We start from the raw sequence: 11,499 nt of genomic DNA, 5'->3' as shown, positions 1-11,499 counted from the left end.
TGCAGTCATGAACCGTGCCTTTTTCCGCTTTCTCGCCCGCTCGCTGCTCTGGCTGCTGGCCGTCACGCTGCCCTTGCAGGGCTTTGCGTCGGCCATGCGCAGCTGCTGCGTGGACGAGCTGGCGGTAGCGGTCACCGTCACCGCTGTAGCAATGGATGCACCCCAGTGCCACGATATGGCCGACATGCAAATGGCGGACCAGCCGGTGCAGATGAACATGGCCATGGACGATGGCGGCGCCACGCACCATGGCCACGATTGCAGCAACCATGGCGCGTGCACGGTGGGCGCCACGGCGCCGCCCGGCATGTCCGCCTTGCACGCCTTGACCTTGCGCGCGCCGCCACCGGTGCTGGCGCCCGATTCCCTGTTCGCCGGGCATATCCCGTCCGGACCAGAACGTCCCCCGAGAAGCACGCACTCCGTCTGACCGCCCGTTGAACCTGGCGGTGCCGCCGTCCCGCGTCCCTGCACGTCGTAGCGGCTGCGCCAGTGTTCCAGCCCGCCATACCCTTTCCTTCAAGGAATACCATGAAACACCTGTTCAGCCTCGCGCTGGCCGTGCTGCCGCTGGCCGCCAGTGCCGCCAGCCCGGCCGCATCGACGCCAGCCCCATCCGCCCCGCAAGACGTGCAAGCGCCCGTGCCGGCGACCACCTACCGCTCCGCCTTCGCCGGCTACCGTCACGCCGCCGAAGACGAGGCCACGCCCGATCAGACCTGGCGTGCCGTCAACGAGAAAGTCGGCAAGGCCGGCGGCCACATGATGAAGATGGAGGGCCACAAGATGGATGGCCACAAGATGCCAACGGATAAGCCCAGTCCCAAGCCGGCCGCCCAGCCCGCCCAGCCCGCCCAGCAACACCAGCATGAAGGACACTGACATGGCCCGTTTCACAAAATCAACCTGCCTGACGCCGCTGGCGCTGGCCGCCGTCTTGCTGCTCAGCGGTTGCGCCAGCTTCAGCCCCGATGGCGGCATGCAGACCGTATCCGCGCTGGCCGACGCCCGCACGGGTGCCCCCGCTGCGCTGGCGGACAAGGGCGGCGAGGAAAAATTGGCTACCTTGCTGGCTCAACCCCTGGATGCCGACAGCGCCGTGCGCATCGCCCTGATGAATAACCATGGCATGAAAGTGGCGCTGGCCGAACTGGGCGCGTCCGAGGCGGACCTGGTGCAAGCGGGGCGCTTGCGCAATCCCGGCCTGTCGTTCGGCCGCTCGCATGGCAGCCACGGCAATGAAATCGACCGCGGCGTCAGCTTCGACCTGGCCGGCCTGCTGACCATGCCGATGCGCGTGAACATCGAGCGGGGCCGTTTCGAGCAAGCCAAGCTGCAGGCAGCCATCAGCGCCGTGCAACTGGCGTCTGACACGCGCCGCGCGTATTTCAATGCCGTGGCCGCCGTGCAAACGGAAGCGTTCATGCAGCGGGCGCTGGTATCGGCCGAGGCGGGCGCCGAACTGGCCACGCGCTTGCAGCAGGCGGGCAACTGGAGCCGCCTCGACCAGGCGCGCCAGCAAGTGTTTTATGCGGACGCTGTCGGCGACTTGGCGCGTGCGCGCCATCAAGTTACTGCCACGCGCGAGCACCTGACGCGCTTGCTGGGCCTGTGGGGCAAGCAGACGGCCTTTACTTTACCGCCGCGCCTGCCCGACTTGCCGGCCACGGCGGCTGAGGCGGGCAATATCGAGGCGCAGGCGATGGAGCAGCGCCTCGACGTGCAAAAAGCGAAACTCGACGCGCATGCCACGGCCGACGCGCTGGGCCTGGCGAAGGTGACGGGTTTCATCAATGTGCTCGACTTGGGTTATACCAACAAGAGCAGCAGCGAGGCGCCGCGCGAGAACGGCTATGCGGTGTCTCTCGAATTGCCCCTGTTCGACTGGGGCGCGGCGCGCAATACCAAGGCGCAAGCCTTGTATGAGCAATCGCTGCAGCGCACGGCGGGCACGGCGGTGCGGGCACGCTCCGAAGTGCGCGAGGCGTATTCCAGCTACCGCACGGCGTATGACCTGGCGCGCCACTACCGCGATGAAGTCGTGCCGCTGCGCAAGACGATCTCGCATGAAGTATTGCTGCGTTACAACGGTATGCTGGCCAGCGTGTTCGAGCTGCTGGCTGACGCGCGCGAGCAGGTTGCCAGCGTGAACAGCGCCATCGAGACCCAGCGCGATTTTTGGATCGCCCAAACAGCATTGCAATCGGCCATCAATGGCAGCGGCCCTGCCGACAAGGAATAATGATGATTACACGTAGAAATTTTTTCATGAATGCGGGCGCTGTCGCCCTGAGCGCGGCGGCAGTCAGCCGCGTCGGCGCGGCATCGTTGCCCGAAGCCGTCAGCATGGCCGGCGCGGACACCAAGGCGCCGCCACCGCCGCCGAACGGGCGGCCATTCAACCCTGTCGTCACCCTGAATGGCTGGTCCTTGCCTTGGCGCATGAACAACAACGTCAAGGAATTCCACCTGGTGGCCGAACCTGTCGTGCGCGAACTGGCGCCCGGCATGCAAGCCAACCTGTGGGGTTACAACGGCCAGTCGCCCGGTCCCACCATCGAAGTGGTGGAGGGCGACCGGGTGCGCATTTTCGTGACGAACAAGTTGCCGGAACACACCAGCGTGCACTGGCATGGACAGCGCTTGCCCAATGGCATGGATGGCGTCACGGGCCTGACCCAGCCGGGCATTCCTCCCGGCAAGACCTTCGTGTATGAATTCGTGGCCAAGCGGCCCGGCACCTTCATGTACCACCCGCATGCCGATGAAATGACGCAGATGGCCATGGGCATGATGGGTTTTTGGGTGACGCACCCGAAAGACCCGAATTTCATGAAGGTGGACCGCGATTTCGTCTTCTTGCTGAGCAACTACGACATCGATCCCGGCAGCTACACGCCGAAGATCATGACCATGACGGATTTTAATTTGTTCACCTTCAACAGCCGCGTCTTCCCCGGCATCGATCCGATGGTCGTGCGCCAGGGCGACAAGGTGCGCGTGCGGGTGGGCAATCTGACCATGACGAACCACCCGATCCACATGCATGGCCATGAATTCGAGGTGACGGGCACGGATGGCGGCTGGACGCGCCCGGAATCGCGCTGGCCCGAGGTCACCACGGACGTGGCCGTGGGGCAGATGCGCGCCGTGGAGTTCACCGCCACCGACCTGGGCGACTGGGCTTTCCACTGCCACAAGTCGCATCACACGATGAATGCCATGGGGCATGACGTGCCCACCATGATCGGCGTCGACCACCAGGGTGTGGCCGCAAAGATCAACCAGCTTGTGCCCGGCTACATGGTGATGGGCGAACGGGGCATGGCCGACATGGGCGAGATGCAGATGCCGATCCCCGACAACACCTTGCCGATGATGGCCGGCGACGGCCCTTTCGGCGCCATCGGCATGGGCGGCATGTTTACCACGGTGAAGGTGCGCAAGGACCAGAAACCGGGCGACTACCGCGACCCGGGCTGGTACAAGCACCCGGCCGGCAGCGTTGCCTATGAATGGACGGGCGCCTTGCCGGAACCTGTGCGCGGCCAGGGCAAGGGCAAACCGGCGGCCAAGGCTGGCGTGGAAATGACGGTGCGTAAGCCGGCCGGCCACAGCGGGCATTAAGACGGTTTATTGGTGCTGAGCATCGCAACGGCTTGCCTAGCATGGCAAGTCGTTTTGCATGTTGTTCCACATCAAGGAATTATTGTTCGGTGACAATCCGAGCATTTTTTCCCGTGTTTTTTCTTTATATTCAAGCCAGTACGCTCCAGTTGCATCGAGTATCGGCCAGTCTAGGGGAGAAATCATGTTGAACCGGATGAAGGTGGGAACGCGCTTGCTGGCGGCTTTTTTCTCTGTCGCGCTAATGGGGGCCATCGTGGCCGGCATCGGCATCTTCAACATGGGCAAGATCGATACCATGGCGGGGCAGATGTACAACTATGAATTGCTGGGCTTGTCGTACATCAAGGAAGCCAATATCGCCTTGATCAAGGTGGGCCGCGCGCGCAGCAATTTCTTGTTGGCCACGACCGCCGAGGAACGCGCCACGCGCCAGGCCGACATCGCCAAATTCCTCGAGTTGAATAAAAGCTACCTTTCCAAGGCGCAACCGCTGTTCGTCACGCCGGCGGCCAAGGAGCTGTTTGCCCGCTTTGCCGCTGTCGAAGCCGAGTACGTTGCCACCATGCAGCAGGCGCTGACCTTGGCCGCGGGCGAGCCGCTGGCCCAGCGCAGCGCGCAATTGGTCGAACTGCTCAACAAGACGCGCCAGCATGCCGACGAACTCGATGGTGTGCTGGATAAACTCTCGCTGCAAAAAGAAGAGCGCGCCAAGGCGGCTGCCGAGCAGGCGTCCGGCGTGTATCAGGCCAGCCGCAGCTTCATGATCGCGCTGGTGCTGGGCAGCGTGGCGGCTGGCTTGGCGCTGGGGGCGCTGATCACGCGCGGCTTGACGCGCCAGTTGGGCGGCGAACCGGCGTATGCCGTCAAGATCGCCGGCGCCATCGCCGAGGGCGACCTCACCGTGGATATTCGCACGGCCAGCCACGACAGCGCCAGCTTGCTGTTCGCCATGAAAACCATGCGCGACAAGCTGGTGGGCATCGTCAGCCAGGTGCGTTCGGGCACGGACACCATCAACACGGCATCGGGCGAAATCGCCCAGGGCAACCTGGATTTGTCGTCGCGCACGGAAGAGCAGGCCAGTTCGCTGGAAGAAACGGCGTCGTCAATGGAGCAGCTGACGTCGGCCGTGCGCCAGAACGCGGACAATGCGCGCCAGGCCAATGCGCTGGCCGGCGCCGCCTCCGAGGTGGCCGGCAAGGGCGGCGCCGTGGTGGGGCAAGTGGTGCAGACGATGGAATCGATCAATGCGTCCTCGCGCAAGATCGTCGACATCATCAGCGTCATCGACAGCATCGCCTTCCAGACCAACATTTTGGCATTGAACGCGGCCGTGGAAGCGGCCAGGGCGGGCGAGGAGGGGCGCGGATTTGCCGTCGTGGCATCCGAAGTGCGCAACCTGGCACAGCGCTCTGCCAGTGCTGCCAAGGAAATCAAGACCCTGATCGGCGACTCCGTCGAGCAAGTGGAAATCGGTTCCAAACTCGTGCATGACGCGGGCAAGACGATGGACGAAGTGGTCGCCAGCGTACGCCAGGTGGCCGACATCATGCAGGAAATCACGGCCGCCAGCGCCGAGCAGAGCGCCGGCATCGAGCAAGTCAACCAGGCCGTGCTGCAAATGGACCAGGTGACGCAGCAGAACGCGGCCCTGGTGGAGGAGGCGGCGGCTGCCGCCGAATCGCTGCAAGATCAGGCGCAGACCTTGACGGAACTGGTGGGCGTGTTCCGCCTGCATGCCCAGGCGCAACAGCTGGCCGTGGCGCCAGCCAGTAATGTCACGCCGCTGCGTCGGCCTGCTGTATCTGCCAGGCAGGGCGTGCGGCGCCTGGCCTGAACCCGGCTGGCTCGGGCGTAGTTGGCGCGGCGGTGGTAGGCTGTTGGTATTGCGCGTGTGCCACTTCCGGGTTCTCCATGACTGCTCCTTGCTTGCCGTTGCTGTGTTTCTCTCTGCTATCCCTGGCGCCAGTGGCGCAGGCGCAGGAGGCTGATCCCGTCCTGCCTTACCGGCCTTCCGTGGCCAGTCCTGCCCAGCTGCCCGTGCCGGGCCAGCTGGAATTCGAGGCCGGTGGCCTGCTGTCGAAAACGGACGACACGCGCCGCGCCAGCCTGCCATACACGTTTAAACTGGCGTTCACGCCCGAATGGGGCGTGCTGCTCGAAGGCGAGGGTTTTGTGCGCACGCGCGATGAAACGGGCCGGCGCGAGACGGGCGTGGGCGACACGACGGTCGTGCTCAAACGTGCCTTTGTCCTCGACAGTGCCACAGCGCTGGGTCTGGAAATCGGTTGGAAGTTGCCGACAGCCAAGGATGCCATCGGCAGCGGCAAGAGCGATGTCACGCTGAACGGCATTGTCAGCCGCGACCTGGGCGCCGTGCACGTGGATGCCAATTTGAACGCCACGCGCCTGGGGGCCTCCGATCCTGGCACGGGCAGGGTACAAACGGGCTGGGCGGCCTCCTTTTCCATGCCCGTCAGCGACCGCTGGGGCGCCACGGCGGAAGTATCGGGCACGCGTTTGCGCGGCGCAGCGGCCACGACGCAGTTGCTGCTGGCGGCCACTTACAGTCCCACGCCACGGCTGACCATCGATGTCGGCATGGCGCGCGGCTTGACGGCGGCGTCGCCGGACTGGTCCCTGTTCAGCGGCCTGGTCGTGCCTTTGGGCAAGCTGTGGTGAGTTTGCCACGGCTTTCCTTATGTGTCCTTGCGAACAAACTAGCTGGCGCACAAGGTCTACAATCCACGCATAACCTATAAAAGGAGTGCCCCATGAAAACCCTCATTCTCGCCGCTGTCTTGCTGTCTGCCGCCACTGCCGCTGTTGCCCAGGTCGGCGTATCGGTCAGCATCGGCCAGCCCGGCTTTTACGGACGCATCGACGTGGGCGACTATCCTGCGCCGCAATTGATCTATGCCCAGCCTGTCATCGTGCAGCGTCCGCAATACTATTCAGCCCGCCCCATCTATTTGCGCGTGCCACCCGGCCATGCGAAACACTGGTCCAAGCACTGCCGCAAGTATAATGCCTGTAACCAAGAAGTCTATTTTGTCCAGGATAGCTGGTATAACAACCAATATGCACCCCGTTACCGTCAGCAGCATGGCGAGCATGACCGTCCCGATTACGGCGACCGCGGCCGTTATGACAACAAGCACGACAAGCACTTTGACAAGCATGATGACAAGCGCGACAAGCGGGATGAGAAGCGTGATGACAAGCGCGACAAGCATGACAACAAGCATGACAACAAGCCAGGCAAAGGCCATGGCAATGGCAACGGGCACAGGGATTAACAAGCAGGAGGATCATTGCATAGTAAAATCGTTATCGTAGGTGGCGGTGCAGGCGGCTTGGAGCTGGCCTGCAAACTCAGCCGCAAGCTCGGCGCCGGTCAGGTGACCCTGGTCGACAGCCGCTTGTACCATATCTGGAAGCCGTCGCTGCATGAGGTGGCGGCCGGCACCCTGGACATTCATCAAGAGGGCCTGTCGTACCAGATGCTGGCGCATGACAATGGTTTTACCTATGTCTATGGCCCTTTGATCGCGCTCGACGCGGCCTCGAACAGCCTCACCGTGGGCGCCATCGCCACCGACAAGGATGAGCAATTGCTGCCGCAACGGCACATCCACTACGACCAGCTGGTGCTGGCCGTGGGCAGCACCTCGAATTACTTCGGCGTGCCCGGTGCCAAGGAAAACACGATTTCCCTGAATGCCACGGAAGACGCCGAACGTTTCCGCTTGACGCTGTTGAAACTGCTGGCCATGGCCGAGCAGCGCCAGGGCGATGCGGGTCATCCCGGTGTCGACATCGTCATCATTGGTGGCGGCGCCACGGGCGTGGAGCTGGCGGCCGAATTGCGCGAAGCGAGCGGCGTGTATGCCGCGTACGGTTTCCAGAATCTCAACGCCATCAAGGATGTGCGCATCACCCTGCTCGAAGGGGCGCCGCGCATTCTGGCGCCGCTGCCCGAGCGCGTCTCCATTGCCGCCTCGAAACTGCTGCACAAGCATGGCATCACCGTGGTGACCGATACGCGCGTCACCACGATCGAAGCGGACAAGGTGACGGTGGCCAGCGGTACCAGCTATGCGGCCGACATCTGCGTGTGGGCCGCCGGCATTCGCGCGCCGGAGTTCCTGTCGACTTTGGGTTTGCCGACCAACCGCGCCGGCCAGCTGGAAGTGACGGGCATGCTCAATGTGCAGGGCCATGCGAACATTTTCGCGCTGGGCGATTGCGCCGCCTGCATGGGGCCGGACGGCAAGCTGGTGCCGCCGCGCGCCCAGGCTGCCCACCAGCAAGCCGATTACCTGCTGAAAACGTTCCTGCTGCAAGCCAAGGGCAAGCCGCAGCAAACCAGGCCGTACGAGTATCTGGACTACGGTTCGCTCGTGTCGTTTGGCCGCACCACCTCGGTCGGCACCCTGATGGGTTCCCTGAAGGGCCTGAGCTGGTTCGTGGAAGGCTTCGTGGCCCGCATGATGTACGTCAGCCTGCACCTGATGCACCACAACGCCGTGCTGGGCAGCGTGCGCACGGCCGTTATGGCCATGGGCCGCTTCCTGATCAAGCGCAGCTCGCCCCAGGTCAAGCTGCATTGATCAAGCGGCACCAAGCGCTTTGCGGCGGATCAAACAAGGGGCCTTGCGGCCCCTTTTTATTTGCTGCGCGCGAGGGGCGCCGCTTCGCAACGGCCCCGCGTCATGGGGAAATCGATGGTGGTGAGCTTGCCTTTCATGGTGCCGGTGATGCTTGCATGCAAGATGCGTTCGCTGTCGTGGCGGTAGATGATGCGGCTGGGGAAGTCATTGTCCAGGTTGGCAAAGATGAATTCATTCGGCTTGTCCTGGCGCAGCAGATTGAAGATCACGGGTGGCTGGCCCGACGGCTGCACGATGTAGGCCAGCTGGCCCGGCTCGGTGAGGCGGATTTGCACGAATTCAAAGGCTGTCGTCTTGCCGCCCTTGACGGTGCGGCTGGTGCCGAGGAGGGTGCCGCCGGCGGCCGTGCTCCATTGCTCTCCGGAACCTGGTTCGGCGCCATCGACATTCCAGCAGCCGGCCAGCCAGGCCAGCTTGTCCACCGTTTCCGGCGGCGGCACGGTTCTCGCGGCGGCCTGGGCGGCGCCCATGGCCAGCAGCGCTGCCAGCAGGGTGGGGATGAGTCGTTGCATGAGGTCTCCTGTCGTCGAATCGTTCGGCGGGGCAGGGTGCTCCGGCGGTGTTCTGGCTTGGTACTGCTGGTAAGGACTATTCTTTCGGATTTATGCGCGGCAAGACGACGGTCAGGGCGGTGCCGCCTGGCGGGTTGGCCGTCAGACTCAGGCTGCCGCCCAGGTAGTGGACGCGCTCGCGCACGGAGCGCAGGCCGTGCTTGCTCATTTCGACGGGTTCGCTGGCTGGCAAGCCGCCGCCGTTATCCTTGACGGTCATCATCAGTGCTTCGTCATTGTCGTCGATGATGATGTCCACCTGCGTGGCATGGGCGTGCGTGGCGATGTTGCTGAGCGCTTCTTCCAGGGTGCGCAGCAGGGCCACGCCCACGTTGCGCGGGCAAATCAGTTCATCTTCGGGCAAGCTGCAGCGCACGGTGATCTTGTGCTGTTCGGCAAATTGCGCGGCCAGTTCACCCAGCGCCACATTCACGCCGAGAAATTCCAGCTTGTCGTTCCACAGTTTCATCTGCATTTGCCGATTGGTTTCAATGACATTCAACAGCAATTGCTTCATGGTCGCCGCACGGTCGAGCAAGGCCGCTTCCTGCGGCATTTTTTGCGTCAGCAGCGACAAGTGCATGGTCAGTGCCGTCAGCGAGGAGCCCAGGCTGTCGTGCAACTGGCGCGACAGGGCGCGCCGTTCATTGTCCCAACTGGTGTTGACATGACCGAGCAACTCGCTGAGATCGGCGGCGCGTTCCGCATCGGCCTGGGCCGTTTCCTTGTTCGGATCTATTTGTGCGGACATAGCGCCCCGTGAATGGTGAAAGGTGGACCAAATTCAAGTGGTGGATCATACATGAGGATTTCATCGCAGGGCGCATGGATGAAAAATTTCTGTCTTTTCGGCAATTTTGATCTCCTTCCATCATTTTTATATACTAGGCAAGATTATCGTTTGCGCCAGGGGGCACCGTTCCTGTCGTTACGTACGGCTGCGCACATACCGGGGCGCCGCGCGCTGCCATAGTGGGGTCATGCATTCTCCCCATGCAGCACAGCCGCCATGCGGCGCAGGGTGCAGCACCGGCCCGCTTACCGAAACGAAAGGACATGCCATGAATATCGATACCATCGTCGACCAGGAATATGCCGACAAAAGCTTCCGCGACATCGTCAATGCCCCCATCAGCGCCCTGCGCGGCGTCAGCGCCAAGGATGCCAAGGCCTTGCAGCAAGCGTTTGGCGTGAACACCGTGCGCGAACTGTCCAACCTCAATTTCGTCAAATGGGCCAGTGCGCTGGCCATCCTGGCCGATGAAGAGGGCATGAGCGGCGAAGAGCGGGCCAAGGAAGAGCTGCTCGACGACGCCGTGGAAATGACCTTCCCCGCCAGCGACCCGATTTCCGTCGATGCCGGCATCACGCGCATCGAAGTGGCGCCGGACACCGTGAATGCGCAAACGGACCACCAGCATGCGGGCCAGCATGAAGTGACGGCAGGCAAGAAATAAAGTGTTGCTACAATAAAAAAACCGGCTGGCCGTGATGGCTTGCCGGTTTTTTTACGCGCCGCGCGCAGTCATCATTCAAGCGATCGAGGGGATGCTGCTTTTCTGCATACTCACCTGTGACACGATAACTTCGTGGGGGGAGCAGCAAAAGCGGTTCTTGCCGGCGCGCTTGGCTTCATACAGGGCCGTGTCGGCCGCACCCAGCAGGGACTCGACAGTACTGGCGTCGTCCGGGTAGATGGCGATACCGATGCTGGTCGACAGGCGCAAGGTCAGGTCATTGATGAAATACGGTTCTGAAATGACTTCAATCAGCTTGGCGGCCGGTTCGCGCGCGTCGCCCTTGCCGGCCAGGTTGCCCAGCACGATGACGAATTCGTCGCCGCCGATGCGCGCCACCGTATCTTCCTTGCGCGACGCGCCCACCAGTCGGGCCGCCACCATTTTCAGGATGTCATCGCCATAGCCATGGCCGTAACTGTCGTTAATGGCCTTGAAACCGTCCAGGTCCAGGTACAAGATGGCCGACTTGCCGCGGCTGCGGGCCGATTGCAACAGGGTATGCTCGATGCGGTCTTCCAGCAGGCGCCGGTTCGGCAGACCCGTCAGGGGGTCGTGCAGCGCCAGTTCCTGCTGCTGCTTGCTGTATTGCGCCAGTTCCTTGTACAGCAGGCGCACTTCCAGCATGTTGTGGATGCGTTTGTGCACTTCCATCAGGTCGAACGGTTTGCTGATGAAGTCGCGCGCACCCGCTTCCAGGGCGGCGATCTTGAAACTCGGTTGTGCCGTCAGGGCCAGCACGGGCAGGTAGCCGCCATGCTCGATTTCCTTCAAGCCTTTCATGACCTGGAAGCCGTTCAGCTCTGGCATTTGCAGATCCAGCAAAATCAAGTCGTAGCAATGTTCCCGGTGCAGAGGGCAGACCTGAGCCGGACGCATGGTGGCCGTGACATTGGTATAGCCGGCATCGCGCAGGATTTCCAGCATCAGGTCGACATTGTCGGGCGAATCGTCGACGACCAAAATTTTGGCTTTCAAAATCTCATCTTGGCTGGGCATGTAGGGTCTCGGTTAATACGGTCTATGCAACGCTGGCTTCTACCGCTGATGATCGGCTGACGGCGGTGGGAAATATAGTAGCGCCTTGCAACAAGATAGGGCGCACAACAGCGCTTGAACTCGCTTCTG

At 62.6% G+C, this 11,499-nt stretch carries 12 protein-coding genes; 9 read left to right on the top strand and 3 right to left on the bottom strand.

The window, feature by feature from the left end; all coding sequences use genetic code 11:
• Positions 1 to 7: 7 nt before the first annotated feature.
• From ACP7DE_RS01180 to ACP7DE_RS01145, 8 genes are all read left to right on the top strand, one after another.
• On the top strand, positions 8 to 430 hold the full coding sequence (locus tag ACP7DE_RS01180; RefSeq protein ID WP_426070364.1) for a hypothetical protein: 423 nt from the start codon (positions 8 to 10) through the stop codon (positions 428 to 430).
• 101 nt (positions 431 to 531) lie between these two features.
• Complete coding sequence (locus ACP7DE_RS01175) at positions 532 to 882, top strand: hypothetical protein (RefSeq protein ID WP_426070363.1); 351 nt, start codon at positions 532 to 534, stop codon at positions 880 to 882.
• Position 883: 1 nt separating this feature from the next.
• Complete coding sequence (locus tag ACP7DE_RS01170; RefSeq protein WP_426070362.1) at positions 884 to 2,242, top strand: TolC family protein; 1,359 nt, start codon at positions 884 to 886, stop codon at positions 2,240 to 2,242.
• A gap of 2 nt (positions 2,243 to 2,244) precedes the next feature.
• The gene (locus ACP7DE_RS01165; RefSeq protein ID WP_426070865.1) at positions 2,245 to 3,627 is read left to right on the top strand and encodes a multicopper oxidase family protein; all 1,383 of its coding nucleotides are present in this window, start codon (positions 2,245 to 2,247) and stop codon (positions 3,625 to 3,627) included.
• A 184-nt stretch (positions 3,628 to 3,811) separates the two neighbouring features.
• A complete protein-coding gene (locus ACP7DE_RS01160) occupies positions 3,812 to 5,467 on the top strand; it encodes a methyl-accepting chemotaxis protein (RefSeq protein ID WP_426070361.1) in 1,656 nt (551 codons plus the stop codon).
• A gap of 77 nt (positions 5,468 to 5,544) precedes the next feature.
• Positions 5,545 to 6,312, top strand: coding sequence for a transporter (locus ACP7DE_RS01155; RefSeq protein ID WP_426070360.1), 768 nt, complete (start codon positions 5,545 to 5,547; stop codon positions 6,310 to 6,312).
• Positions 6,313 to 6,404: 92 nt separating this feature from the next.
• A complete protein-coding gene (locus tag ACP7DE_RS01150; protein ID WP_426070359.1) occupies positions 6,405 to 6,929 on the top strand; it encodes a hypothetical protein in 525 nt (174 codons plus the stop codon).
• Between the two features lie 15 nt (positions 6,930 to 6,944).
• A complete protein-coding gene (locus tag ACP7DE_RS01145) occupies positions 6,945 to 8,243 on the top strand; it encodes an NAD(P)/FAD-dependent oxidoreductase (protein WP_426070358.1) in 1,299 nt (432 codons plus the stop codon).
• Between the two features lie 56 nt (positions 8,244 to 8,299).
• Here ACP7DE_RS01145 and ACP7DE_RS01140 read toward each other — a convergent pair whose 3' ends face one another.
• Positions 8,300 to 8,815 carry a DUF6265 family protein gene (locus ACP7DE_RS01140; protein ID WP_426070357.1) on the bottom strand — a complete coding sequence of 172 codons (516 nt, stop codon included), beginning with the start codon at positions 8,813 to 8,815 and terminating at the stop codon, positions 8,300 to 8,302.
• Positions 8,816 to 8,891: 76 nt separating this feature from the next.
• The gene (locus tag ACP7DE_RS01135; protein ID WP_426070356.1) at positions 8,892 to 9,605 is read right to left on the bottom strand and encodes a sensor histidine kinase; all 714 of its coding nucleotides are present in this window, start codon (positions 9,603 to 9,605) and stop codon (positions 8,892 to 8,894) included.
• Positions 9,606 to 9,915: 310 nt separating this feature from the next.
• Between ACP7DE_RS01135 and ACP7DE_RS01130 the strand changes: the two genes are divergently transcribed.
• A complete protein-coding gene (locus ACP7DE_RS01130; protein WP_426070355.1) occupies positions 9,916 to 10,311 on the top strand; it encodes a hypothetical protein in 396 nt (131 codons plus the stop codon).
• Positions 10,312 to 10,386: 75 nt separating this feature from the next.
• Here the strand turns inward: ACP7DE_RS01130 and ACP7DE_RS01125 are convergent, their stop codons facing one another.
• Positions 10,387 to 11,370 (bottom strand): diguanylate cyclase domain-containing protein, encoded by a 984-nt coding sequence (locus ACP7DE_RS01125; protein WP_426070354.1) that lies wholly within the window; start codon positions 11,368 to 11,370, stop codon positions 10,387 to 10,389.
• Positions 11,371 to 11,499: the final 129 nt, after the last annotated feature.

Source organism: Janthinobacterium sp. DSP2-3-3, assembly GCF_049897325.1.
In the GTDB taxonomy this organism is placed as follows: Bacteria; Pseudomonadota; Gammaproteobacteria; order Burkholderiales; family Burkholderiaceae_D; genus Janthinobacterium.
This window is presented reverse-complemented; position numbering and strand designations above follow the sequence as displayed.